Genomic DNA, 25,229 nt, shown 5'->3' on the forward strand with positions numbered 1-25,229 from the left:
CCGGCCCCGCACTGAAATGTGGAATGGACGAGCTTCAGCATGGATTTCTTCGGTAGCGTACTCGCACGTCTCGTCGTGGTCCTTGGCGCAATGGCCGCCATGACCGCGGCTGCTGTCGTCGTCGGCTGGAACGTGTTCCAGTCCGTTGCGACGGAGGTCGGACACCTCGGCTCGGAAAGACTGCCTCAACTGGAACAAAGTGCGGATGTCTCGAGCTCCGCCCAGGAAATCAGCCGCAACCTCTCCGACCTGCTCGCCGCCATGGACCTCCCCACCCTGCAGCAGATGCAATCCGAAACGGACACGATCATCGCCACCGCGCAGGAGCGCATCTCGAGGCTCGCGCCCGAGGCACGCAACGATTTGCAACCTGCCCTGCGGCGTGCCGGCCAGGCGCTGGCGGATCTCGCGACCGCGCGGCAGACGCAATTCCTGCGTGGGGACGAAATCGCCGCAGCGGTCGACCATGCCACGGACCTGGATACCCAGCTTTCCGCCGCCCTGGCGACGGCCGCCGATGACGCCTACTTCGAGCTGGCAATGAACGGCGAGGCCACCATCGAAGGCGTCGACCAGCGCCTGACGGAGCTGGTCAGCCGCGACGTGGCCCTCCTGTCCGCCACCCAGCAGGCCCGGGCGGAGATCAACCTGATCAGCGGCCTGGCCCTGGCCGCCCTGCGCACCAGCGACAGCGCCACCCTCTCGATCCTCCACGACCTGGAGCTCTCTTCCACGCAGGCGCTCGACGTGCTTACCCGACAATTGGCGGCCGATCCCGGCACCCGGGCCGCCGCCGAAGCGGTCGATGCGACGCGTGCCGGCATGGCTGCCGCCTTCGAACCCGTCCCCTTCAGCCGCAAGCCCGATATCCGCGACCTTCTCGAACTGCGTCGCACCTCCGACACGACACTCGCGACGGCCCTGGATGACATTTCTTTCGAGCTGGAGATTCAGACCGAGGACACGAAGGCGGGCAATTCCGACGCGATCCGCAAGCTCCTGGATGATCAGGTGACACGGATCATGGAGATCGGCACCCTCGACAGCGTTGCCAAGGCCTTCTTCGCGACGGCGCTTCAGGCCTCGCTGGCCCGCACCCCCGAGGAACTTGCGCGTCGTACCGCCGCCCTTTCCGGGGCCGCCGGGCGCCTGCGCGAGCTTCAGGCCGGCGAAACGCCCGAACTCCAGGCCGCCATTGATGCCATGCTTGGCCTCGCGGATCCCGACGCCGGCGTTTCCCCGATCCGCGCGGCAGCCCTCGATGCCAAGGCGGATGCCTTGAAGGCGGAACACACCGCCACCGAAACCGTGACCGAAATCCTCAACCGCATCTCGGCCTACAGCCGGTCCGCCCGCTCCGCGATCGGTGCCGCGGCGGGATCGATCGAGGCCAGCATCACCAGCGCCCGGGCCAGCATGTCCCTGATCGGCATTCTCAGTCTCGCCCTCTTCTGCGTGCTGCCCCTGCTGACATGGCTCATGGTCGTGCGCCCGCTCAATCGCATCACCCGGACCACCGAACGCCTGGCAGGCGGCGACCTGGCCGAAGTCACCGGCCTGGCACGCAGTGGCGAACTTGGTCGCCTGGCCAGGGCGCTGCAGATCTTCCGGGACGGCGCACTGGAGCGCAAAATGCTGCAGGAGACCGAGGAAAAGGTCGCCCGGGAGCGCGCGGAAGAACAGGAGCAGGTTGTCGGCGCTCTGGCCTCGGGCCTCAAGCAACTTGCCGCCGGCGATCTTACCCACGAGATCCACGACACTTTCCCAGGGGCCTATGATGCCCTGCGCACGGACTACAACGCCGCGATCGGCACACTCAGCAAGATGATCCACCAGCTGTCCGACTCGACCCAGACGATCTCGCACAGTTCTCAGGAAATCGCCCGCGCTGCGGCGGACCTCTCGCGCCGCACCGAATCCGACGCCGCCACCCTTGAGGAATCCGCCGCTGCCCTGGAAGAACTGACCAGCTCCGTCGCCTCTGCCGCCAGTGGCGCCGCCAAGGCCAATGAGCTGGTCGGATCGGCTCGGCGCAGTGCCGAAACCAGCCGCGGGGTCATGACCGAAGCCGTCGCCACCATGGGCAGTATCGAGGAATCCTCGAAACAGATCAGCCGCATCACCGCCGTCATCAACGACATTGCTTTCCAGACCAACCTGCTGGCGCTCAATGCCGGGGTCGAAGCGGCCCGAGCGGGCGAGGCCGGGCGCGGCTTTGCCGTCGTTGCCCAGGAGGTACGTGCGCTTGCCCAGAGGGCCTCTGAGTCAGCCAGCGAGATCAATCGGATCATCGGTCAGTCAACGTCACAGATTGCCAGTGGCGTCAGCTCGGTGGGCCAGGTCGGCAAGGCGCTGGAGACGATCATCGCCTCTGTGGTGGAGATCTCGGAACACGTCGGCAATATAGCCACCTCTTCCGGCGAGCAGTCCCGCGGCATCGGCGAAATCAACCAGGCGGTCGGCCAGCTCGACAATGCCTCTCAAAAGAACGTCGCCATGTTCGAAGAGACCACGGCCGCCTGTGCCGCGCTCGAACAGGAAACCCGGCAACTGTCCGGGGTCGTGGAGTGCTTCACGGTCAAGGGGTCTACTGGCGGCGATACTTCCTGGTCCGCCGACCAACCTGGCGCGCCTTCCCAAGTTGCCTAAACACGCGGGCGCGGCCCTCGAGGCGTCGGCGCTCGTTCCGCTGCCCGTTCATCCAGCCGGTTCAATTGTCACTTTGCGACCACCGGACGAATACCGCTGGTTAGCCCACCAGATGCTGTTGCACGATGCCCCGGATGGACCAGTTCGGGAAGCTGCACCGCAGCGTGTCCGAACCTTGTGAACGGCTGGTCAGGGCCGAGAGGGGATCAGCAGGTTCAGAGGCGCACCGGAGCGCCGATAGGGAATCTGCACAGCGATCCGGGCCTGACCCCGCCACAGCGTCGAATAGTCGGGCATAGACAGTCGAGCCCCGCCATCTCGATCAGGCTTACGACCAGACCGACGGTCTGGCGGAGCGGCAGGCCGAACAGCACTTTCAGCATCAGGCAGGTCTGAGTGGCGCCGTCGGAGAAGGTTTCGGGGGGAGGCGCGCTGGCCGATGCGCTCCTCTTTCCAGGACATTTTCGGACTTGTTTTGTTGATGCCTGATGGTCCAATCTGTGGACCACGTTTCGGGCCGTGGTCCACTTCTTCAAAAGTTGATGCCAGCAGTTCCGGGCGACACTGCACCCAGGAACCGGCCGGATCATGGGGGCGCCGAGGTATCAGGCACCAAGCTTTTCGCGGAAGAACGGTGCCAGCACGTTGACCGCCTCGTCCACGAACGCAGCCCCATCGTAGAGCTCCATGTGGTTCGCCCCCTCCACCACGTGCAGCGCCTTGTCAGTGCTGGCCGCACGGTCCAGAAGATCGTCGCTCATCCACTTGCTGCCCGCCACGCTGCCGGCGACGAGCTGCAACGGCTGGGTCAGGTAGCTTTCGGCGAAGTTGTAGGCGTCGTAGGTGGTCAACTGGGTCAGGCTGCGGGCCAGGCCATAGCCCGGTGCGGTGGCGCATTGGGCGCGCTGCGTGTGGTAATATTCCCAGGCCTGGCGCATCTCCTCATTGGGCGCGTCCTCTTCCTTCATCGGGGCCAACGGCATCTGTGCGAGCGCGCCTCCCGCGGCGTCGCTGGTACGGGCCGAAGAACCGAACTCAAGGAACGGCAGCGCGTCGGCGTCGGCCACGTCATTGTCCCAGCCGTTGCGGAACATCGCCCCGACATTGACCGCGCTGACCGTGCCCACGGCCCTGATCCGGCGATCGTTGATCGCTGCATTCGCGGTATAGCCGGCGCCTGCGCAAATCCCCATCGCGCCGATCCGCTCCGCATCGATGAAGTCGAGCGTGGTCAGGTGGTCGATCACCGCGCTGACGTCCTCGGTCCGAATGTAGGGATTTTCCAGCTGCCGGAGGTTGCCGCCGCTTTCGCCCTGGTAGGAAGCGTCATAGGCGATGGTGACAAAGCCATGTTTCGCCAGATCCGCGGCATAGGTGCCAGCGGTCTGCTCCTTCACGCCGCCGCCGGGATGGGAGACGACGATGGCGGGGTAGCGGGTCCCCGCCTCGAAGCCCTCGGGCAGGTTCAGGACGGCGGAGATCTCGATGGCGGGGTTGTTCGTGTTGGGGAAGGTGATCTTCTGCATTCTCTGGCTCCTCTGGGCTCAGTGCGTGTCGTTGCACCCAATATGACCCTTGAGAAGTCCAGTGATTAGACGGTAGGTCCTTCATGGACCTATAAGTGAGGTGATGAATGCGGCGCGAAGATATCGCCGATCTGGCGGCCCTCGTCACGGTGGCCGAGGAAGGCAGCTTCACCCGCGGCGCCTTGCGGCTGGGGATTTCGCAATCCGCGCTGAGCCAGATCGTGCGGCGGCTGGAGGACCGGCTGGGCCTGCGCCTTCTGGCGCGCACCACGCGCAGCGTCGCGCCCACCCCGGCGGGCGAACGGCTGATCCGCAAGCTTGCGCCGCTCCTGCGCGAGATCGATGCCGACCTCGCCGAGCTGAGCGAATTCCGCGACAGGCCTTCCGGTCATATCCGCATCACCAGCACCGAACACGCCGCGAAGACCGTACTGCTGCCCGCGCTGGCCGAGCTTTTGCCCGACTACCCGGATGTCACGGTCGAGGTCATCGTCGACTACGGGCTGGTCGACGTGGTGGCCGATCGGTTCGACGCGGGCGTGCGGTTGGGTGAACAGGTCGAGAAGGACATGATCTCGGTCCGGATCAGCCCCGAAGTGCCCATGGCCATCGTCGGAGCACCCACCTATTTCGACCGCCATCCCGCCCCGAAGACGCCGGAGGATCTGGGCGCGCATCGCGCCATCAACCTCCGCCTGCCGACGTCGGACACGATCAGCGCCTGGTGGCTGGCCAAGGGCACTGAGACCAAGCGTGTCCGGGTCGACGGCGCGGTCACCTTCAACACGCTTGAGCTGATCCTGCACAGCGCGCTGGCCGGCCAGGGGCTGGCCTACATGCCCCTCGACCAGGCGGCGCCCCAACTGGCAGACGGCTCGTTGCGCCAGGTGCTGGCGGATTGGACGCCGCCCCTGCCGGGCTATCACCTCTACTACCCGAACCGCCACCACAGCGCGCCTGCCTTCCGGCTGGTGGTCGACGCGCTGAAGGCACGACGGGACTGAGCGGGGTCGTTTCAAGGGGCAATGTTGCACTAATCCGACGACAGGGCGATCTGCGCCTTTCCCCGTCGGCCTTTATGCCAAAGCTTCGATCTTGGCCGGTCCGAGGGCCGAACAGCGGTTCATGATTGCGATGCGAATTTGGATTTCGGTGGTCTGGAGGTCGGGATCTCGTGACATGATCCGATCACCCAAAAGCTTCAGTCGGTTTTTCTGCGCCTCGACGCGACTTCGCGCGTGGTAGCCAGTCCATTTCTTCCAGATTGATCGCCCCAGACAACGCGTCGCCCGCAGGATCTCGTTTCGCGATATCGCGGCGGGGCAGTCCGGCTTCCACACTCGGCCATTGCGACGGATTGGTATGATCGGTTCTGTCCCATGTTCGAGGATCGCTTCATGGCAGCGGCGGGTGCCATAGGCGCCATCCACTGCCCGGCAGGCGCATCCACAGGATGCTGCCGAGTATCCGTGATGATCAAGAGGGATCTGGCACCCATCTTCTGCCATCCCTGATCAATGCGTTCGCAAGGACGACAAGCTTCCTCATGACGGCAGTAACCGCGGCCTTGTGCGATTTTCCAGCAAGGATCACGTCGTCGAGTTCGGGCGTATGGTCTGCCGTGCCGCCGCATGACCGGTTCGAGCCCAGGGGGCCGGATGCTGCACAACACACGAATGGTCCCGAAACATAGACTGCTTGCATCGACTGGCGAGACCATGCTGCACGAGGCTGCGGATGGCCGGTTTTGGGAAGCTGCATGTGGAATAGCTCGCACGCGAACCGCTCCCCTGGCCATCAAATCAAAACCAATTCCATATTGGAATTTAACGTCCTTCCCGACCGCCCCTAGATCCATAGGCATCTCGCCCGCTTATCAAGTCGGGCCTCTCAAGCTATCGGAGATCCTCATGCCTATCGGAGTCTGGGCCCTGACGGCTGCGGCGCTCGCCATTGGAATGGCCGAGTTCGTGATCGTCGGCATCCTGCCCCAAATCGCCCGTGATACCCAGGTGAGCCTGGCCACCGCGGGCCTCACCGTCAGCATCTACGCGCTGGCCGTGGCCGTCGCCGCCCCCCTGCTGACCGCCCTGACGGGGCGGTTCGACCGCAAGAAATTGGTTTTGGGCCTCATGGTCCTCTTCGTCATCGCCAATACGCTCTCCGCCCTCGCACCGACCTTCGGCACGCTGCTTGTCGGCCGCATCCTGTCGGGTGTCGTGCAAGGCGTCTTCTACTCGGTCGCCACCGTCATCGCCGCGCAACTGGTGCCGAAGGAAAAGGCGGGTCAGGCCATTGCGACCATGTTCACCGGGATCACCCTGTCGCTGATCTCGGGCGTGCCGGTGGGCACCTTCATCGCCAACTACTTCGGCTGGCGCGCCACCTTCGTCGCAGTCACCGGCATCGGCGTGCTGTCCTTCCTGGCGCTGGCATGGCTCCTGCCGCGCAACATCGAACGGCCCGCGCCCTCTTCCTTCGCAGAGCAGATGTCGGTCGTGCTGAAGCCGCGCCTCGCGCTCCTGTTCGCGATCACGCTGGTGGGCTATGGCGGGTCGTTCGTGGCCTTCACCTACCTGTCCCCGATCCTTGAGCAGTTCACCGGCATGACCCCGAACGGCATCGGCACGCTGCTGTTCTTCTACGGCGTCGCCGTGGCGATCGGGAACCTTGTCTGCGCGCGGATTGCGGACCGCGTCGGCGCAATGCCCGTGCTGCTGGGGATCTACGGCGTGATGTCCCTGGCGCTGCTGCTGCTGATCCCCTTCGCGGGCAAGCTGATGACCGTCGCGCCGCTGGTGATCATCTGGGGCATCGTGGCCTTCGGCTCAGTGTCGATCCTGCAGCTTTACGCCGTGAACCAGGCGGCGCTGATCGCGCCCCGGCTGGTGAATGCGACGTCCAGCATGAACATCTCGGCCTTCAACCTCGGCATCGCGCTTGGCGCGGGCGGCGGTGGCTGGGTGGTCGATCACCTCGGCCTCGGCATGACCGGTCCGGTGGCCGGGGTCGTGGTGCTGGCCGGCCTGGCTCTGGCCGTGGTCAGCGCCGGCATCGACCGCCGCCACTGCGCCGCGCTGCGGGCGCGCAATGGTGGCGAGTGTCCCGAGGCGGCATGACCAAAGAGGGGCCGTCAGGCGGCGGCCCCTTCCAACGCCAGATCGCGCAGGGTGTCGAGCAGCCGCGAGGGGTCGTCCTTCCGCCAGGCAAGCGCCACCGAAAGCGAGGGCGCCGGATCTTCCAGATCCACGATCCGCATGTCGCCACTGGCCGCACAATCGATGCGGTTGGTGACGAAGCTCACGCCCATTCCCGCCTCCACCAGGCACAGGCAGCTCTGCCCCTCGGTGCAATCCTTCACCTTCGGCCGGAAGCCGGAGACGGCACAGGCGCGGATGATTTCGTCATGCACGCCGGGGTTCTGGGCGCGGGCCGGGATGATGAAGGTCTCCCCCGCGAAGGCCGAGAGCGGCAGGGCCGAATTGCCGAGCGTCTTCAGATGCGGATGCGTCACCGGCACGGCCAGGCGCATCTGTTCCGAGTGGATCTCTCGCACCTCCAGCGCCGGGTCTTCGGCAGGCATCAGCAGGAAGGCGGCGTCGATATCGGCGGCCAGCAGGTCCTTCACCTGGGCGTCCGTGGGCAGCTCGTGGATGGAGACCTCGATCTCCGGATGCGCCGCGCGGAAGCCACGGATGACGCCTGGAAACACCGTCTGCATCGCCAGCGGCGTGACCCCGATGGCAAAGCGCCCGCTTTCTTCGGCAATCGCATGACGCACGGCCCGCTGCACCTGATCGAGATGCGCCAGCAGCCCGTCGGCCTCTCGCCGCAGCACCACGCCCGCAGGCGTCAGTGAAACGCGCCGGGTCGTCCGCTCGAACAGCTTCACCCCCAGCTTGTGCTCCAGCTGAGCGATGGTCTTGGTCACCACCGGCTGGCTCATGTTCAGCATCTCGGCAGCGCGGTTGAAGTTCAGCGTCTCTGCCACGCGGGTGAAGCACCGCAGTTCCTTGATTTCCATGACCGCCCCATTGATGCTCTTTCGGAATTTATTGCGATAGCTAATGCGAAATTAAACTCCGTCCTTCGCCGCATATATGTCTGTCACGACGACAAAGGCAAGCGAAGGGGCACGAAAGACGATGCACCGCAAACTCATCATCCTGGGCTCAGGCCCGGCGGGCTGGACGGCGGCGATCTACGCCGCCCGCGCCGGGTTGGAGCCGCTGCTGCTGACCGGGTTGGAACCCGGAGGGCAGCTGACCATTACCACCGACGTGGAGAATTATCCCGGCTTCGCGGACCCGATCCAGGGCCCCTGGCTGGTGGAACAGATGCGCGACCAGGCCCTGCGCATGGGGACCGAAGTGGTCACTGACATCATCACCGACGCCCGGCTGAAACCAGAAATCAACCTGACAGCAGACAGCGGTACCAGCTATTCTGCGGAGGCGCTGATCATTGCGACAGGCGCCAAGGCCCGCTGGCTGGGCCTGCCGTCAGAAACCGCTTTCCAGGGCGGCGGCGTAAGCGCCTGCGCCACCTGCGACGGGTTCTTCTACCGGGGCCGCACCGTGGTTGTCGTGGGCGGTGGGAATACCGCAGTGGAAGAGGCGCTCTTCCTCGCCGGTATCGCAGAGAAGGTGATCCTGATCCACCGCCGCGACAGCCTGCGGGCCGAGAAGGTGATGCAGGATCGCCTGTTCGCACATCCGAAGATCGAGGTGCAGTGGCACTCCGAAGTGGCCGAGATCACCGGCACGGACAGCCCCAGGGTCGTCACCGGCGTCACCCTGCGCGATACCCGTGACGGCACCCTGCGCGCACTGCCCACCGAGGGCGTCTTCATCGCCATCGGCCATGACCCGGCGACGGAGGTCTTTGGCACTCAGCTGCCGCTGAAACCCGGCGGCACCATCCTGACCAAGCCCGACAGCACCGCCACCGGCCTTCCCGGTGTCTTTGCGGCGGGAGACGTGGCGGACGACCAGTTCCGCCAGGCCGTCACCGCCGCAGGCCAGGGCTGCATGGCCGCGCTGGAGGCCGAACGCTACCTCGCCGGGCTGCCCCTCTCCGTTCCGGCCTGAAACCCCGACGACACATCAAACTGAAGGAAAAGACATGACGAAAGACGTGACCACGCTGGATGCCAGCAACTTCGACAGCTTCATGGGCGGCCAGGGCCGCGTGAAGGTCCTGCGTTTCTGGGCCACCTGGTGCCAGCCCTGCATCGCGTTGGAGCCGACCTACAACGAAGTCGCCTCGGAACTTTCCGACACTGCGGCTTTCGCGGAGGTCGACATCGACAAGGCGCCCGAGATCGCCGGCGCCTTCGGCATCCGCTCCGTCCCCACCGTGATCGTGATGAAGGACGGGCAGCCCGTCGACATGGTCGTCGGCCTGAACCCCAAGGCGCAATACGTGCAGGCCGTGAAGGCGGCCTGACCCAAACGAAGGATGAACCAAACGAAGGAGAAGACCCATGGCTGATATCAAGATGACCTCCACCTGGGACGGTGATTTCAAGGGCGCGGGCACGATCACCGGCGAAGGCTGGGACGTGGGCATCGGCATCCCGGCGGAGCTCGGCGGTTCTGGCGCGGGGGCTGATCCCAAGTCGCTTTTCACCTCCGCGACGCTCGCCTGTTTCACGGCGACACTGCGGGCCATCACCGCGAACAAGAAGGTGCCCGTGGAAAGCATCTCCGTCGACACGCAGGCGACCGCGACGGACGACGACTTTGCCATTCGCCACACCGCGAACCTGGCGCTGAGCGCGGACGCCACCGACGCCGACCGCGCAGCGGCCGAGAACGCCATCGCGACGGCAGACAGGGTCTGTGTCGTCGGCAACCTGGCCAAGAAGGCGGGCGTAACGATCGACGTGACGCCACAGATCACCATCGGTTGAACCCCGGAACCGGAACGCGGCGGGGCGCCTTCGGGCGCCCCGCCTGCGAAAACCAGACCGCAAAACCTGACTGCGAAAGCCTGCCTCCGAAAGAAGGACAAGACATGGCAAAGATCGACATCTACACCACGCCCTTCTGCGGCTTCTGCACGCGCGCCAAGGCGCTGCTGTCCCGCAAAGGCGTGGCCTTCAACGAGATCGACGTGATGGAAGGCGACAAGCGCCGCTGCATGATGTCCCGTGCAGGCGGCGCCCACAGCGTGCCGCAGATCTTCATCGGCGACATCCACGTCGGCGGCTGCTCGGATCTCCTGGCGATGGAACGGGCCGGCCAGCTCGATCAGATCCTGGGTCTCGATTGATCTGATTTCGAAATCAATCGAAGCGCGAAACAGAATTTATCACCGCGCGATGGCAGCGCTACCCCAACGACAGCATCGGAGGAGATTCACATGACCACAGACATCATCACCTTCATCCTCGTCGTCGGGATCGGATCCACCATCGCGCTCGATCTCTGGGGGGTCTTCACCGCCCGGATCGGCTGGATGCCGGGCACGCACTGGCCCTCCGTCGGGCGCTGGCTTCTGGGTCTCCCGGCCGGGCGCCCCGTCCTCGATGGCAGCGACACCCGCCCGCACAGCGGGGCCGAGGCCGCCACCGGCTGGATCTTCCACTACCTGGTCGGCATCGGCTACGCGATCATGTTCCCGCTCTTCTGGGGGGCCGCCTTCATCTCGGCGCCCAGCTTCTTGCCGTTCTTCCTGATCGGCGTCGTGATCAGCACCCTGGCGGGCCTGATCATCCTGATGCCCGGCATGGGCGGAGGCCTCTTCGCCCGCAAACTGCCGAACGCCGGCGGGATGATCGTCTACGTGCTGATCGCGCACGTTGTATTTGCCCTGGCGCAGTACCTGCTGGCGCTTGCGGTGGCGTAACCCGCGCGGGTTCACCTTCCCCCGCCCCGGCCCGGATCGCTCAAGGCAGAGATCCTTCGCTTGGGGCGCGCGCTGAACGCCCTCGCCGTCCGGGCTGATCTGCAATGGCAACCACCCGCCGGACCACATGCGCGCCGCGGCAGAGGCGATGACCCAAGGCGCCTGATCGGGCGATTCACCGCCAGAGATGTGCAGGAAGATCGCGCCGCCGCGCCTCTTGGCGGGTCCGTCAGGGGCCGGGCCCGCCCCTATGCAGGTCATGCTCTCCTGCGCCAAAGGCCGCATGGTTCATCCACTGCTTTCCCTGCCGGGCACTGCCCGCGACATTTCGCTACATCCGGCCATTCTTTCCCCGGACTATCGCTGTCCCATCCCCCCATTCGCCTTTGCCCTCCGTTCCAAGCTGCCTTGCCTGAAAGGCCCGCCTCCCCGCCGCGTGCCCGGCCCGGCAAGGGCACTGGTTCGGCCAAGATCGCGTCGGCGTGATTTGACACTATCCCTGCTTGAGCAGACTGAATAGGAGATCGTTTTTGTCGGAATTGATTGCGCTGCGGCCGGTTTCTGCGGCCATGACATCAGATCCGGCACTCGGAAAGGACAGCCGCGCGGCCTCCCGAGCTGCGCAGAAGAAGGGTCAGGGACATGCTCGCCACGTTCGTCATTGCACTCAGGGAGGGGCTCGAAGCCTCTCTCATCGTGGGGATCATCGCCGCCTTCCTGCGTCGCAACGGCCATGGCCTCGGCCCGATGTGGGCCGGTGTCGCGCTGGCCGTCGCACTCTCCTGTGCCGTCGGCGCCGGGCTCACCCTTCTGCAGCAGAGCTTGCCGCAGGCCCAGCAGGAGGCGCTGGAAACCGTCATCGGCGTGATCGCCATTGTCTTCGTCACCGGCATGATCTTCTGGATGGACCGTCACGCCGGCGAGATGAAACAGGGGCTCGAAGCCGAAGCAGCGGCCGCCCTCGGCAAGGGACGCGCGCTGGCACTCGCGGCCATGGCCTTCCTCGCCGTGCTCAAGGAAGGCTTTGAAACCGCGGTCTTCTTCCTCGCAACCTTCTCCGCCGCGCATTCGGCAGAGCTTGCAGCCATCGGCGCGCTGGTCGGGCTCGCCATTGCCGTGCTGATCGGCTGGGGCATCTATACCGGCGGGGTCCGCATGAACCTCGGCCGGTTCTTCCGTTTCACCGGCGCCTTCCTGATCCTCGTCGCGGCGGGTCTCTGTGTCTCCACACTGCGCACCGCCCATGAGGCCGGCTGGCTGAACGGCGGCCAGCAACAGGTAATGAACCTCACCTTGCTGGTCCAGCCGGGCACCGTGCGGGCCGCGCTCCTCACCGGCGTGCTCGGCATTCCCGCCGATCCGCGCCTGATCGAGGTGCTGGGCTGGCTCGCCTATCTCGTGCCGGTCTCCCTCGTTCTCTACTGGCCGAAGCGGCTGCGCCCCGCCCCCAGGCGCGTGGCCCAGATCCAGATGGGCTTCGCCGTCGCGCTCGCCGCCCTCTCCGCCGGCCTCTTCATGATCCCGCGCCCCGCCCTCAGGGGGCATGTCTCCGCCCCTCTGGTGGCACAGCGCGGCGGCGGCCATGGCTCCGCCCGCCTGCGCTCGGGCACGCAGGGGAACACGCTCTTCGTGACCTGGCAGACCGAAGACAGCCCAGAGGGCGCCGCCCTGCGCATGAGCGACACCGAGGGCCGGGACGAGCTGCACAACGGCATCATGACGCGCGCCGCCTCCGCCGAGCAGATCGATAGCGTCAAAGGCGCCGCGCAACTGGATTTCAACACCCTGGTCACGCTGAACGCTGGACGGCGCCCGATCGGCCTCACCCCCGCACGCTACCCCGGACCGTACGACGCGAAATGGACCGCGACGCGCCGCGCGAACTCCTGGTCGGTCGGCGAGAGCCTGCTCGACCTGCAGGGAACAACCGCCGTGACCGTCACCCTCTCCGGGGGCGGCCTCGACACCCCGCGCACCCTGCGCGTCCGCGACCTGCCGCCACAGCTCCTCGCCCTCGTCGGCCCGGCGCGCTGGCAGGCCGATCCCACCTATGTTTCCGAGATGACGACTGCCCTGCAGTCGCATGCCACGACCCTTCAGGAATGGCGCCTCTGGGCGCGACAGCTGCCCGCCGTGGTGCTGGCCGTCGCCCTGGCACTGGCCATTCGTGGAGGCGCCAGCCTGCGCAGGATGCGCCGCGCCAGCCCTGAACGTTTCCTCAGAACCCAAGGCGCTCGCGCCGAACCAGCTCCGAAAGGATCTCTTTGATGAAAGCATCTCCCCTTCTCCTGTCCGCCCCGATGGTCGCGCTTCTCGCAGCCGGGCAGGTCTCGGCCCAGACGGCCGAGACAAACGAAAACGGCGCTGCCCAGGTCACCATCTCGCTGACCTCCGACAACGGCGGCAGCTGCGTTCTCAGCGCCGACCAGGCAGCCGCCGGCCCCGTCACCTTCACCGTCAAGAATGTCTCCGCCACCGCCCTGACCGAGGTCGAGCTGCTTTCGGGCAACCGCATCATGGGCGAAAAGGAAAACCTCGCCCCCGGCCTGCCGGCGGTGTCCTTCACCGTCACCCTGGGGGGCGGCGACTACGAGGTCTACTGCCCCGGCGCGGCCGAGCAGAAGGTGGCCTTCACCGTGACCGGCGCCGCCGCACCGCGGCCCCAGGGTGACGCGGCCACGCTGCTTCAGCAAGGCACCGAGGGCTATGCCGAATACGTCAACGAAACCGTCGACGCCATGCTGGTGGCCGTCACCCGCCTGAACGACGACATCGACGCCGGCGACCTGGAAGCAGCCAAGCTCGACTATGCCCGCGCCCGCCCCTTCTACGAACGTGTGGAATCTGACGTCGACGGCTTCGTGCTCGACGGCTTCGACGCCACCGACAACCACGGCAACCTCGACTACCTGATCGACATGCGCGCCTCCAACATCGACCCCGATGTCGGCTGGCACGGCTTCCACGCCATCGAGCGCGATATCTTCGAAAAGGGCGAGATCACCGATGAGACCAAGGCCACCTCGGCCGAGCTGGTGAAAAACGTCCAGCTGCTCGACGAAGTCGCCCCGACGCTGGAATTCTGGCCGGAAGACCTGGCCAACGGTGCCGCCGACCTGCTCGAAGAGGTCCAGAACACCAAGATCACCGGCGAGGAAGAAGCCTACAGCCATATCGACCTGCTCGACTTTGCCGGCAACGTCGAGGGCGCGCAGCAGGCCTTCGCCTACCTGCAACCCGGCATGGAAAAGATCGACCCCGAGCTGACCCGCCGGGTCAGCGACGAGTTCGCCAGCATCCGCAGCCAGCTCGACGGCTATCGTGATCCTTCGGTTGCCGGCGGCTATGCGCTCTACACCTCCGATCTGCAGGCCTCCGACAAGGTCAAGCTCAGCCAGGCCATCCAGTCCCTGCAGGAGCCCCTGTCGCGCATCGCCGAAAAGGTCGCGACCGCAGGCTGATGCCTCTGCCCGCCCCGGCGCGCCACCTGGCGTTCCGGGGCGGGCCCCTCCCCAGCTGATCCCACTGCCAATTCCCGGAGGTTTCCCGTGTCCGATCATAAAATCCGCCGCCGCAGCCTGCTCCTGGCCGCCGCCAGCGCCCCTCTCGCCGGCCCCGCCATGGCCGCAGCAACCGGTGCAACCGATGCCGGAACGGCTGCTGACGCCCCGCAGGATCATGTGGACCTGACGCTCAGCCACCCCTTCTACGGCTCGGGCCCCCAGGCCGGGATCGCGACACCGCCGCAGCGCCATGCGGTCTTCATGACCTTCGACCTCACCACCAATGATCCGCGCGACCTGCAGCTCCTGCTGGCCCGCTGGTCCGCCTCCATCGCCCAGATGCAGAAAGGCGAGACCGTCGGCCAGGTCGAGCCCAACCGCGCCCATGCCACGGCACTGGACACCGGCGAGGCGCTGGATCTCGGTCCAGCCTCCCTCACCGTCACCGTGGGCTTCGGCCCCGGGCTCTTCGACGAGCGGCTCGGCCTGCAGGCCTTCCGCCCCGCCGCGCTGCGTCCGCTCAAGCAGCTCCCCGGCGATGATTTCGACCCCGCCCTCACCGGCGGCGACCTCTCGCTGCAGGCCTGCGCCGATGACCCCCAGGTAGCCTATCACGCGATCCGCGTCCTGGCCCGTCTGGCCAAGTCCACCGGCGCCGCCGCCACCCGCTGGGCCGTGATCGGCTTCGGCCGCGCCTCGGCCGGCACCGGCCAGACCACGCCCCGCAACCTGCTGGGCTTCCGCGATGGCACCCGCAACATCTCCACCCCGGAGCAGATGGAAGAGTTCGTCTGGTCGGACGACCCTGTCTGGGGCCCCGGCGGCAGCTATCAGGTGGCCCGCAAGGTCCGCATGCAGATCGAGAGTTGGGACACCGACCGGATCGATGATCAGAACGCCGTCTTCGGTCGCCACAAGGTGAGCGGCGCGCCCCTGAGCGGCGAGCAGGAATTCGACACCCCCGATTTCACCGCCGAGGGCCCCGACGGCCTGCTGATCCCGGCGGATTCCCACATCAGCCTCGCCGCGCATGAGCACAACAATGGCCTGCGCATCCTGCGTCGCAGCTACAATTACACCGACGGCATCAACAGCCTCGGCATGCTGGATGCCGGCCTGCTGTTCATTTCCTACCAGAACGATCCCTCGGGCTTTGAAACCCTGCAGACCAGGCTCGGCGCCCATGACGCCCTGAACGAGTATATCGCCCATATCGGCTCGGCCATCTTCTACACGCCCCCCGCCGTCGCCGAAGGCAGCTACATCGGCGCCCAGATGTTCTGACAGATGTCCTGACCCGGCCCGGCGCGGGGTCCTGCCTCCCAGAGCCCCCCCGCCCGACCGCCTCCCTTACTGCCATGAACGTGCTGCCCCTCCGGCATCAGGGCCGGGCCCGTCTGCACCACTCCTCTCTCCCGGATCTCCCGGTCCAGACACCTTGCGGCCGGCAATCGCCGGAGTTGTCCGGCCACGGGTTTGGTCTTTCGGAGGAATCTTGTTATGCTATAACGTAGCAATAAATCCCGGCTTCAAGTATCTGGCCGGGCAACGGGTCCGGCATCACCGGGATGCCGGAACAGCGCGGAAGCAAGGGGTGGCGACCCGTTCGGCGGCCCGCCCTCTCTTCCAGCCACATCCGCCGCCTGTCAGGTTTCCGCCCGCAGGTTGCGTCAACCCGTTTCCAGAACGCCAGTTTCTCAAGGAAAAGCACCATGCCCGCACAAATACCCGTGACCGTCCTCACCGGCTTTCTGGGAGCCGGAAAGACCACGCTGCTCAACCGCATCCTGACCGAACAGCACGGCAAGAAATATGCCGTGATCGTCAACGAATTCGGCGAGACCGGCATCGACAATGAACTCGTGGTGGATGCCGACGAGGAAGTCTTCGAAATGAACAACGGCTGCATCTGCTGCACCGTGCGCGGCGACCTGATCCGCATCCTGACCGGCCTGATGAAGCGCCGAGAGCTGGACGGCATCCTGATCGAGACGACCGGTATGGCCGATCCCGCCCCCGTCGCCCAGACCTTCTATGTCGATCAGGACGTGGCCGGCAAAACCCGTCTCGACGCGATCGTGACCGTGGCGGATGCCGTGAACCTGCCCACGCACCTCGACGAGGCCCACGAGGCGGCCGAACAGATCGCCTTTGCCGATGTCGTGCTGCTCAACAAGGTCGATCTCGTCGATGCCAAGGCTCTGGCAGAGATCGAGGCGCGCATCCGCTCTATCAACCCCTATGCCCGGATCCTGCATTCCGAGAAATGCGGCGTCGAACTGGACGCGGTCCTCGGGCTCGACGCCTTCAACCTCGATCGCGTGCTCGAGATCGAGCCGGGCTTCCTCACCGAGGAACATGACCACGATCACGAGGAGGACGTCTCCTCGATCTCCTTGCAAACCGACAAGCCGCTCGACCCGGACCGTTTCAACATCTGGTTCGGCGGCCTTCTGCGCGACAAGGGTCAGGACATCCTGCGCTCCAAGGGCATTCTCGACTTCCGCGGCGATGACCGGCGCTTCGTGATCCAGGGCGTGCACATGCTGATGGACGGCGATTACCTCGGCCCCTGGCCCGAAGGCCCCCGCAGCTCCAAGCTGGTCTTCATCGGGCGCAACCTCGATGGCATGAACCTCCGCGAGGGATTTGCCGCCTGCGAGGCCGCATGATCGGCGCCTCCACGACCGAGCGCCCGCTGCTGCCCCAGGGCCGCGACGGCGAGATCTTCGAGACCGGCGCCGTTCCGGTGGAGGCCGCAGCCCATGGCACGTCGGTCATTTCGGCCTGGGGCGATGGCATGCTGCGCATCTTTCGCACCGACACGCCCCCCGAGGAACGCCCGGTTCACGATGGCGCGATCCTGGCGATGGCCGTTGGCCGCGACGGTGCCGTGCTGACCGGGGGCGATGACGGGCTTCTCGCCGTCACCCGCCCCGAGGGCGTCGAGGAGCTCGCGCGCTTTCCCCGCAAATGGGTCGACACGGTGGCGGTTTCCGTCACCGGTGTCATGGCCGGATCGGTGGGCAAGACGGTGCACCTGATCCAGGAAGACGGGCGCAGGCATACCCTCGAACACCCTTCGACCGTCGGCGCCATGGCCTTCGATCCCAAGGGCAAGCGCCTGGCGGTGGCCCATTACGGTGGCGTCACCCTCTGGACGCGCGATGCGCGCAAATGGAAGTCTTCCAGCCTGAAATGGGCTGGCAGCCACATCCGGGTGACCTGGTCGCCCGATGGCAAGTTCCTGATCACCTCCATGCAGGAGAATGCGCTCCATGGCTGGCGCCTGAAGGACAAGGCCGATCTGCGCATGTCCGGCTACCCCGCCAAGGTGCTGGGGCTGGCCTGGGTCGGCGCCCTGCCCTGGCTGGCCACCTCCGGTGCCGAAGGGGCCATCCTCTGGCCCTTCGCGGGCATCAACGGCCCGATGGGCCAGGGCGCACTGCCGCTCTGTCCGATGCAGGGTGTCATGGCCACGGCGGTCTGCGGCCTGCCCGATCATGACGTGGTGCTGACGGGCTTTGCCAATGGCGCGATCCTGGGCAGCGGCACCGGCGAGGGCGCAGAGCCGATGATGGTGCAAGCCCTGCCGGGCGCCCCCATCGTCGCCATGGCCGTCACCGAAACCGGCGGCCACCTTCTGGCCGCCAACGAGGATGGCCGGGTCTTCTGGGGCGGCCTCCTGGAAGACTGATGAACTTTACCCCATCGGCCGGGCACGCCCCGGCCGATGGGCCTCCCTGGGTCTCGCTCCGGCGCGCAAACCGCCCCGACCTGCAGGCCCGGCGGAAACGTCACCAAAATCGACTGCAAGAAGAGCACCGGCAAGGCCCTTGGAAAGCCCTTGCGCCACGGTATCATCGTCTCGTCACTGTCTGCGGATCAAACGGAGGGTGATGAGAGACGCGAACTCGGGCGGGTTCCTCAAAAAGCAATTGCTTTGCCGACGAATCCGAACCGAATTTGACTCCCGGTGTAGCGCCGCAGTGTAGCACTCGATCCTGTCAGGATCACACGGACCACCGCACACAAAAAGCACAACTATCTGATATGATTGGCGCACCTGAAGGGACAAACTTCGAACTCCTTGTTCAACGTGCTGCAAGCTTGGGAGGCGGAGTTAAGCCGCTTCACCCTTGCTGGGCGGCTGGAGACATCTTCATGATGCGAAGGCAGACTTGAAGCTCAATGGCGGCGACGTCCAACCGGTGCTCCACCACTGAAAGGCCAATCAGAGTGCACTCAAGGAGTGGGCTTGTTGCGCTATTCGACTGACCTGACGAGGAGCCCCTCTCCCCGCCGGCTTCAGACCACGGCTTTGATCTCGGCCCTGCCGAGGGCCGAGAAGCGGTTCATGATGGCGATGCGGATCTGGATTTCGGCGGTTTGGCGGTCGGGGTCTCGGGACATGATCCGTTCGCCGAAGAGCTTCAGCCGGTTCATCTGTGCCTCGACCCGACTTCGGACATGGTAGCCGGCCCACTTCTTCCAGAGTGCCCTGCCGAGGTGACGCGTCGCGCGCAAGATCTCGTTTCGCGCCAATGCTGCGGAGCAGTCTTCTTTCCAGGCGCGGCCGTTCCGGCGGATCGGTATGACGGCATCGGCGCCGCGCTCGATGATGGCGGTGTGGCATCGGCGTGTGTCGTATGCGCCATCGGTGGTGACCGTGGCGATCTCCTCGCCCTCGGGAATTTGCGACAGCAGGTCTGGCAGCAGGGGGCTGTCGCCTTGGCGGCTTGACGTGAACTCGACCGCGCGTATGTCGCCGGTCTCCGTGTCCATGGCGATGTGAACCTTGCGCCATTGCCTCCGGCGGGAGGAGCCATGCTTCCGGGCCAGCCATTCGCCATCGCCACGGAACTTCACCCCCGTGCTGTCGATAAGCAGGTTCAAGGGCTTGCCCGAGCGGCGATAGGGGATCTGCACCCCGATCCGCGCTTGCCGTCGGCACAGCGTCGAATAGTCCGGAGCTGGCCAGTCGAGCCCCGCCATCCGGATCAGGCTCTCGACCAGCCCGACCGTCTGCCGCAGTGGAAGGCCGAAGAGGACCTTCAGCGTCAGGCAGGTTTGGATCGCGGCATCCGAGAACGTCTCGGGCCGCCCCCGTTTGCCGGTCTTTCCGGCGTGCCAAGTCGTCGTTGGGTCGAACCAGATCGAGAGCGATCCCCGCTGGCGCAGCGCCGCATTATATTCGGACCAGTTCGTCGTACGATAGCGGGTGGGAGTGGGCTTCGGCATGGCCCCGAACTAACGCTCTGGATTCGCGCAGTGAATCCTCAGCACTGATATGTGCAACAAGGCCGTTCGAACATGCCCATGAACAATGAAAACGTGATCCCGTTCCCCACTCCGAGCCGCCGCCATCGGCTCGAGATTCCTGACATCAAGCGCTACGAGACCTATCTTTCGGAAATCGCTCCGACGCCCGACGCCCAGCGACAGCTCATCGAGGCACTCTGGTTGCTCATGATCGGTGTCGTCGACTTCGCATATGGCCTTCATCCCGCTCAGCATCCTGAGGTAGCCGGAGAACTCGATGACCTCGATGACCTCGACGGCGCAATCATCCGCGCGGTCGATGAATTCAGCAGGAAGGTCGCCTGAAGTTTGAATTTCAGGAGACATCACTTGATGCCTGGCAGCGGCGACGACGCCGCTGCAGGTCCCACCTCGATCAAGTAGGTAAGTCATGCATGAAGTAACACCCATCGAAAAGAAGCAGAAATGCGTGATCTACGTGCGCGTTTCATCAGCCAAGCAAGTCGCTGAAGGGACTGGCTTGTCCAGTCAAGAAAGAAGCTGTCGGAACTACGCCGAAACTCGAGGCTATCACGTCGCTGAAGTATTCAGTGACATCGTCTCAGGTACAGTCGGCGAACGTTCAGGCACCAAAGCCCTAGTCCGTTACCTCAAGGTGCAGAGAGCCGAAAATCTCGTGGTGGTCGTTGACGACATCGACCGCTTCGCGCGGGACGTGGTCGTTTACGGCGAGCTGAACAAGCAGATCGCGTCTCTAGGTGCGCGCCTTGAGAGCCCTAAGTTCGAAACACCGGCTGACGCTCATTCGAACTTTCTCCTGAAGCTACGGGTTCTCTTAGGGGAACTCGAGGCTGGGAAAAATCGTGAGAGGTCCCGAGACAGGGTCATAGCGCGCCTTCAAGGGGGGTATTGGACTTTTGCCGCCCCAACCGGGTATCGGTACGAAAGACGAGGACGTGACGGCAAGGTCCTAGTCAGGCAGGAACCTGTGGCTTCGATCCTCGCAGAGGCGCTGAACGGATATGCAACCGGACGCTTCCAGTCGCAGACGGAGGTCAAGCGCTTCCTCGAAACTCAACCTGAGTTCCCCAAGCATTACCGAGGAACCGAAGTTTCGCTGGACCGGGTGAAGCAAATGCTCACCAATCTGCTGTATGCCGGATACATTGAGCGGCCTGAACGCGGCATTCCACTAACGAAAGCGTTCCACGATCCACTCATCTCGTACGACACCTACCTCATCATTCAGGATCGACTGAACTCAGCTGCCGTGGCGCCAGCTCGCAAGGACATCAACTTGGAATTTCCTCTCCGTGGTTTCGTGACCTGCGCATCATGCGGACACTCACTGACCGCGTGTTGGTCCCGGAGCGGGACTGGCCGTCAGGACCCTTACTACCTGTGTCAGTACCGCGCGTGCCCGGAAAAGGGGAAGTCGGTCGGGCGCGAGAAGCTCGAATTTCAGTTCGAGGCACTGCTCAGGTCGCTTCAACCAGACCCGGCGACCCTGAAGCTTGCCGAAGCGGTGTTCAGAGATGCATGGGCGCGGCGAGAGACTTGGGCCAAACAGGAGATCGGAAAGCTCCGACAGCGCCTTTCTCAGCTAGAGAAGGACAGCTCCAACATCCTCAGCCGCGCGGCTCAGACCCAGAGTGATGTGATTGCAGCAGCGTACGAGGCCAAAGCCTTGGAGCTAACCAGTGAAAGGGCGCGAGTGGAGTCGCAGATACGAGCTATCAGCTTCCCAGACCGATCATTCGACGAAATGTTCGAACTCGCGATGAAGCTTCTCTCAAACCCTTATGAGATATGGAAAAAAGCCAATACCACACTCAAGAAGGTGATCCTGCGGCTCGTTTTCACTCGCCCCATGGAGTTCTGCCGAAAATCAGGTGTTCGAACTGCCGAAACCACCTTGCCGTTCAAGGCCTTACGGTACTTGGAGGGTAGTGATTTCAAAATGGCGCACCCGATAGGATTCGAACCTATGGCCTCTGCCTTCGGAGGGCAGCGCTCTATCCAGCTGAGCTACGGGTGCCTGTCGCGTCCCTATATCGGCTCGACGCGCGGGGGGCAATGGCCCGATCGCACGCCGGGGCAATTTTCTGACGATGGGCACGGGACTTCCACCCGCAGCCCATCCCGCACCTCAGGCCTTGCGACCCTGGGCCAGCATGGTCATCTCGGGGATCATCGTGCGGATGCCCACATCCTCGAAACCGGCCTCCACCAGGGTGCCTGTCAGCCATCCCGCATCCAGCGACCGCGCCTCGGGCGTGAAGGCCGTGTGCTGCAACTGCCAGAGCGCGGCAAGCGACGGCCCGGTCCGATCCGCTTCGACCACGAAATCATGGATCAGCAGCAGGCCGCCGGGCTTCAGCGCCGCCTTGGCCCGGGCGATCAGATCCTCGTGCGCCTCCCCCGGCACGCCGGAAAACAGGTAGGACATCAGCACCAGGTCCTGGCCGCCGGGAAACTCCGTCTCCAGCGCGTTGCCTTCCATGTAGGTGATCCGGTCCGACAGGCCCGCATCCTCGACGTAGCGGCGGCCAAGCGCGGCCACGTTCGGGAATTCCAGCACCGTCGCCGTCAGATCGGGGTTCTTGCCGCAAAGCACGATGTCAAAGGCCGCCGTGCCACCGCCCACGTCCAGCAGCTTGCTGCGCCCTTCCAGGTCCAGGCTCCGCGCCAGCTGCCGCGCCGGGCCAAGGGACCCGGCATGCTGGCTCTCGGAATAAAGCTTCGCCTCCTCCGGATCGGCAAACCAGTCGGCGTAGGATCCGGTCGCGTCCTCGTCCATCTTGCCGGTCAGCGCGCCCTCGATCTGGTCCAGAAGCGGGTACATCTGCTTGCCCACCTGCAGGCGCAGGTAGTCGCCGAAGTCGTATTTCGCCCCCTTCACCAGGAAGGCCTCGGCGGCGGGCGAATTGGCAAAGCGTCCCGCCTCGACGGAGACGAGCCCCATGCCCGCCAGCGCCGTCAGCAGCGTCATCGCGCGATCCTCGTGGATCCCGGCCGCCTGCGCCATCTCGGCGGCGCTCTTCGGCCCCTCCGCCAATGCCGTGAAAACCCCGAGCTCCAGCGCTGCGAAAAGCGCCTTGGACCCCATGAATCCAAAGGCAATCTGGGAAATCTCGTCGGCTTCGGTCAGCAGGGACATGCGGGGCTCCTCGGGTTGTTGAACTGGCGCCAGACTAACGCCCTGCCCCCGCTTTGACACCCGCCGAGGCCGAAAACGACGCATGAAATGTCGCAAACGCCCGTTTCAGGCGCCGAAAGCGCCGCCTCGCCCTTTCCCCATCACCGCACAACCCGCTGTTCCGGCGCGACAAATCCAACGGGCGCCTTCAAAGCCACCGCCCCCGTGACGTCTGGATGAAATTCGCCGGAACAGCTGCATATCCCCGGCCCCAAGGCCCTGTCAGACGCCTGCCCCAAGCCATCCTGGGGGCCATCCCTCCGGCGGAATGCGAAACGGGGACAGGCCCCTCCGGACCCGCCCCCGTCGTCAATCTCCGCTCCGACACCCTCGCGAAGCTCGGGCCAGGATCACGACGGCCCCGTCAAAGCCCCTCAGGCGAACAGATCATGCGCCAGTTCCAGCGCGTCGATCAGCACGTCGACCTCTTCGCGGGTGTTGTACATGGCGAAACTCGCCCGGCAGGAAGCACTGATCCCCAGAACCTCCATCAGCGGCCCGGCGCAGTGATGGCCCGCGCGCACCGCCACCCCCTTCTTGTCGAGGATGGTGGAAATGTCATGCGCATGGGCCGCCCCGTCCAGCGTGAAGGAGAAGATCGCCCCCTTGCCCGGCGCCTGCCCCTGGATGTTCAGCCAGTTCAGCCCGTGCAGCTTCTCGCTGGCATAGGCCGCGATATCCTGCTCATGGGCCGCGATGTTCTCCATCCCGATGTCCATCATGTAGTCCAGCGCCACGCCCATGCCGATGGTCTGCACGATGCCCGGCGTGCCCGCCTCGAACTTCATCGGCGGCTCGGCATAGCAGATGCCGTCGCGTGTCACTTCCTTGATCATGTCGCCGCCGCCCATGAAGGGGCGCATCTCGGCCTGGCGCTCGGCCCGGATGTAGATCGCACCCGACCCCGAGGGACCATAAAGCTTGTGCCCGGTGATCGCGTAGAAATCGCAACCGATCTCCTGCACGTCCACGGGCATGTGCACGGCCGCCTGCGACCCGTCGATCAGCGTGGGAATGCCACGCTCGCGCGCGGCGGCGCAGATCGTCTTCACGTCCACTACGGTGCCCAGCACGTTGGACATCTGCGTCATCGCGACCAGCTTGGTCTTCGGCCCCATGGCCGCGATCACCTTCTCGGGGTCAAGCGACCCGTCCGGCTCCAGGTCGACCCACTTCAGCACCACGCCCTGACGTTCACGCAGGAAGTGCCAGGGGACGATATTGGCATGATGCTCCATCACCGACAGGATGATCTCGTCGCCGGCCTGCAGGCGCGGCGCGGCCCAGGAGTAGCTGACCAGGTTGATCCCCTCCGTGGTGCCGGAGTTGAAGACGATCTCCTCCTCCGAGGCGGCATTCAGGAACCGCTGCACCTTGGCGCGCACACCCTCGTACTTCTCCGTCGCGAGGTTCGACAGGAAGTGCAGCCCGCGGTGCACATTGGCATATTCCTCGGCGTAGCCACGGGTGATCGCATCGATCACCACCTGCGGCTTCTGGGCCGAGGCGCCGTTGTCCAGGTAGACCAGCGGCTTGCCGTTCACCTGACGGGAGAGGATGGGGAAATCCTTGCGGATCGCGTTCACGTCATACATTTTCAAACCTCCGGGCGGCCAGGGCCACCGCAAATTCACCCGCTCAGGTATCCAGACCGGCGGGCATCGACCCCGCCAGGATGGATGCCGCGAGAGAGGTGACGACCAGCGTCACCACGAATACCACGCCCAGCACCCAGACCGCCTTCCAGCGGGTCGCGAACCGGTGCGCCGCCGCGACGAAACAGATGGTCATGTAGATGCCCCAGATGCCTGCGGCCATGCTCAGGAACGGGCCCAGCACCGGCAGCAAGGTCGACAACACCAGCAGGGCCACCTGCGCCACAAGCCGGATCGCCTGCATCCACAGCACCACGCGCAGCAGCTGCGCCATGGTGCCCACCCCGCCGAACTGGGCGCCCACCATCTGCAGCAGCCAGGCGCTGATCCAGATGATCCCGCCCGACAGGACCGCCAGCAGCACCGGCGCCATCGGCACGATCCCGTGCAGCAGCAGCGAATAGAGCATGCCGTTCAGCACCGCCAGCAGGGCCAGCACCAGCATCGGCACCCCATCGGGCACCGGCATCTTCTGCAGCCGCACGGCGGCGCTTCGCGGATCCAGCACACTGTCCCGCGCCAGCTCAACCCAGTCCTGCATCATCTCTCTTCTATGGCCTCTTCTGTGGCCCGACCTGCGGCC

At 65.1% G+C, this 25,229-nt stretch carries 20 protein-coding genes, 1 tRNA gene and 3 pseudogenes; 15 read left to right on the forward strand and 9 right to left on the reverse strand.

Translation table 11 applies throughout. The features are described 5' to 3' along the window. Window positions 1-39: 39 nt before the first annotated feature. Complete coding sequence (locus tag AC2IR1_RS13010; RefSeq protein WP_486472396.1) at window positions 40-2,649, forward strand: methyl-accepting chemotaxis protein; 2,610 nt, start codon at window positions 40-42, stop codon at window positions 2,647-2,649. A 198-nt stretch (window positions 2,650-2,847) separates the two neighbouring features. Here the strand turns inward: AC2IR1_RS13010 and AC2IR1_RS13015 are convergent. Together AC2IR1_RS13015 and AC2IR1_RS13020 are read right to left on the reverse strand one after the other, a co-directional pair. Then, window positions 2,848-3,071 (reverse strand): annotated as a pseudogene (locus tag AC2IR1_RS13015) (transposase); the annotation flags it as partial. Window positions 3,072-3,254: 183 nt separating this feature from the next. Then, window positions 3,255-4,175, reverse strand: a complete 921-nt coding sequence (locus AC2IR1_RS13020; RefSeq protein ID WP_486472397.1) for an alpha/beta hydrolase — start codon at window positions 4,173-4,175, stop codon at window positions 3,255-3,257. 107 nt (window positions 4,176-4,282) lie between these two features. On the opposite strand from AC2IR1_RS13020, the gene AC2IR1_RS13025 reads away from it, so the two are divergent. Then, window positions 4,283-5,179 (forward strand): LysR family transcriptional regulator, encoded by an 897-nt coding sequence (locus AC2IR1_RS13025; RefSeq protein WP_486472398.1) that lies wholly within the window; start codon window positions 4,283-4,285, stop codon window positions 5,177-5,179. A 72-nt stretch (window positions 5,180-5,251) separates the two neighbouring features. Here AC2IR1_RS13025 and AC2IR1_RS13030 read toward each other — a convergent pair. Continuing rightward, window positions 5,252-5,602, reverse strand: a pseudogene (locus AC2IR1_RS13030) (transposase); the annotation flags it as partial. Window positions 5,603-6,085: 483 nt separating this feature from the next. On the opposite strand from AC2IR1_RS13030, the gene AC2IR1_RS13035 reads away from it, so the two are divergent. Further along, window positions 6,086-7,294 (forward strand): MFS transporter, encoded by a 1,209-nt coding sequence (locus tag AC2IR1_RS13035; RefSeq protein WP_486472399.1) that lies wholly within the window; start codon window positions 6,086-6,088, stop codon window positions 7,292-7,294. Between the two features lie 14 nt (window positions 7,295-7,308). Here the strand turns inward: AC2IR1_RS13035 and AC2IR1_RS13040 are convergent, their stop codons facing one another. Then, window positions 7,309-8,199, reverse strand: a complete 891-nt coding sequence (locus tag AC2IR1_RS13040) for a LysR family transcriptional regulator (RefSeq protein ID WP_486472400.1) — start codon at window positions 8,197-8,199, stop codon at window positions 7,309-7,311. Between the two features lie 121 nt (window positions 8,200-8,320). On the opposite strand from AC2IR1_RS13040, the gene trxB reads away from it, so the two are divergent. The 10 genes from trxB to AC2IR1_RS13090 all read left to right on the forward strand — a co-directional run bounded on the left by trxB (window position 8,321) and on the right by AC2IR1_RS13090 (window position 18,227). Beyond that, on the forward strand, window positions 8,321-9,265 hold the full coding sequence (gene trxB / locus AC2IR1_RS13045) for a thioredoxin-disulfide reductase (protein WP_486472401.1): 945 nt from the start codon (window positions 8,321-8,323) through the stop codon (window positions 9,263-9,265). Window positions 9,266-9,299: 34 nt separating this feature from the next. Next, the gene (locus AC2IR1_RS13050) at window positions 9,300-9,623 is read left to right on the forward strand and encodes a thioredoxin family protein (RefSeq protein ID WP_486472402.1); all 324 of its coding nucleotides are present in this window, start codon (window positions 9,300-9,302) and stop codon (window positions 9,621-9,623) included. A 37-nt stretch (window positions 9,624-9,660) separates the two neighbouring features. Beyond that, complete coding sequence (locus tag AC2IR1_RS13055; RefSeq protein ID WP_486472403.1) at window positions 9,661-10,089, forward strand: OsmC family protein; 429 nt, start codon at window positions 9,661-9,663, stop codon at window positions 10,087-10,089. Window positions 10,090-10,193: 104 nt separating this feature from the next. Next, the gene (gene grxC, locus AC2IR1_RS13060) at window positions 10,194-10,451 is read left to right on the forward strand and encodes a glutaredoxin 3 (RefSeq protein WP_486472404.1); all 258 of its coding nucleotides are present in this window, start codon (window positions 10,194-10,196) and stop codon (window positions 10,449-10,451) included. A gap of 90 nt (window positions 10,452-10,541) precedes the next feature. Next, window positions 10,542-11,027: a DUF2938 family protein gene (locus AC2IR1_RS13065; RefSeq protein ID WP_486472405.1), complete on the forward strand. Its 486-nt coding sequence runs from the start codon at window positions 10,542-10,544 to the stop codon at window positions 11,025-11,027. Between the two features lie 642 nt (window positions 11,028-11,669). Further along, the gene (gene efeU / locus AC2IR1_RS13070) at window positions 11,670-13,295 is read left to right on the forward strand and encodes an iron uptake transporter permease EfeU (protein WP_486472406.1); all 1,626 of its coding nucleotides are present in this window, start codon (window positions 11,670-11,672) and stop codon (window positions 13,293-13,295) included. Beyond that, window positions 13,295-14,488: an iron uptake system protein EfeO gene (efeO, locus tag AC2IR1_RS13075; RefSeq protein ID WP_486472407.1), complete on the forward strand. Its 1,194-nt coding sequence runs from the start codon at window positions 13,295-13,297 to the stop codon at window positions 14,486-14,488. Before efeU ends, efeO begins: the two co-directional genes overlap by 1 nt. Before the next feature lie 87 nt (window positions 14,489-14,575). Next, entirely contained in the window at window positions 14,576-15,814 is a 1,239-nt protein-coding gene (locus AC2IR1_RS13080) for a Dyp-type peroxidase (protein WP_486472408.1), read from the forward strand. A gap of 428 nt (window positions 15,815-16,242) precedes the next feature. Next, entirely contained in the window at window positions 16,243-17,202 is a 960-nt protein-coding gene (locus tag AC2IR1_RS13085; RefSeq protein ID WP_486472409.1) for a CobW family GTP-binding protein, read from the forward strand. Beyond that, window positions 17,199-18,227: a WD40 repeat domain-containing protein gene (locus tag AC2IR1_RS13090; RefSeq protein WP_486472410.1), complete on the forward strand. Its 1,029-nt coding sequence runs from the start codon at window positions 17,199-17,201 to the stop codon at window positions 18,225-18,227. Before AC2IR1_RS13085 ends, AC2IR1_RS13090 begins: the two co-directional genes overlap by 4 nt. Before the next feature lie 611 nt (window positions 18,228-18,838). On the opposite strand, the gene AC2IR1_RS13095 is transcribed toward AC2IR1_RS13090, so the two are convergent. Continuing rightward, complete coding sequence (locus AC2IR1_RS13095; RefSeq protein ID WP_486472411.1) at window positions 18,839-19,771, reverse strand: IS5 family transposase; 933 nt, start codon at window positions 19,769-19,771, stop codon at window positions 18,839-18,841. Between the two features lie 78 nt (window positions 19,772-19,849). On the opposite strand from AC2IR1_RS13095, the gene AC2IR1_RS13100 reads away from it, so the two are divergent. Both AC2IR1_RS13100 and AC2IR1_RS13105 read left to right on the forward strand, forming a co-directional pair. Then, window positions 19,850-20,137 carry a hypothetical protein gene (locus AC2IR1_RS13100; RefSeq protein WP_486472412.1) on the forward strand — a complete coding sequence of 96 codons (288 nt, stop codon included), beginning with the start codon at window positions 19,850-19,852 and terminating at the stop codon, window positions 20,135-20,137. An 85-nt stretch (window positions 20,138-20,222) separates the two neighbouring features. Beyond that, window positions 20,223-21,257, forward strand: a pseudogene (locus AC2IR1_RS13105) (recombinase family protein); the annotation flags it as partial. A 496-nt stretch (window positions 21,258-21,753) separates the two neighbouring features. Here AC2IR1_RS13105 and AC2IR1_RS13110 read toward each other — a convergent pair. From AC2IR1_RS13110 to AC2IR1_RS13125, 4 genes are all read right to left on the reverse strand, one after another. Then, window positions 21,754-21,830, reverse strand: a tRNA-Arg gene (locus AC2IR1_RS13110). 111 nt (window positions 21,831-21,941) lie between these two features. Continuing rightward, window positions 21,942-22,952 carry a methyltransferase gene (locus tag AC2IR1_RS13115; RefSeq protein ID WP_486472413.1) on the reverse strand — a complete coding sequence of 337 codons (1,011 nt, stop codon included), beginning with the start codon at window positions 22,950-22,952 and terminating at the stop codon, window positions 21,942-21,944. Between the two features lie 413 nt (window positions 22,953-23,365). Further along, window positions 23,366-24,586, reverse strand: a complete 1,221-nt coding sequence (locus tag AC2IR1_RS13120; RefSeq protein ID WP_486472414.1) for a cysteine desulfurase — start codon at window positions 24,584-24,586, stop codon at window positions 23,366-23,368. Window positions 24,587-24,629: 43 nt separating this feature from the next. Further along, on the reverse strand, window positions 24,630-25,187 hold the full coding sequence (locus AC2IR1_RS13125; protein WP_486472415.1) for a YIP1 family protein: 558 nt from the start codon (window positions 25,185-25,187) through the stop codon (window positions 24,630-24,632). Window positions 25,188-25,229: the final 42 nt, after the last annotated feature.

This window comes from Pseudooceanicola sp. NS-SX8 (assembly GCF_057380755.1).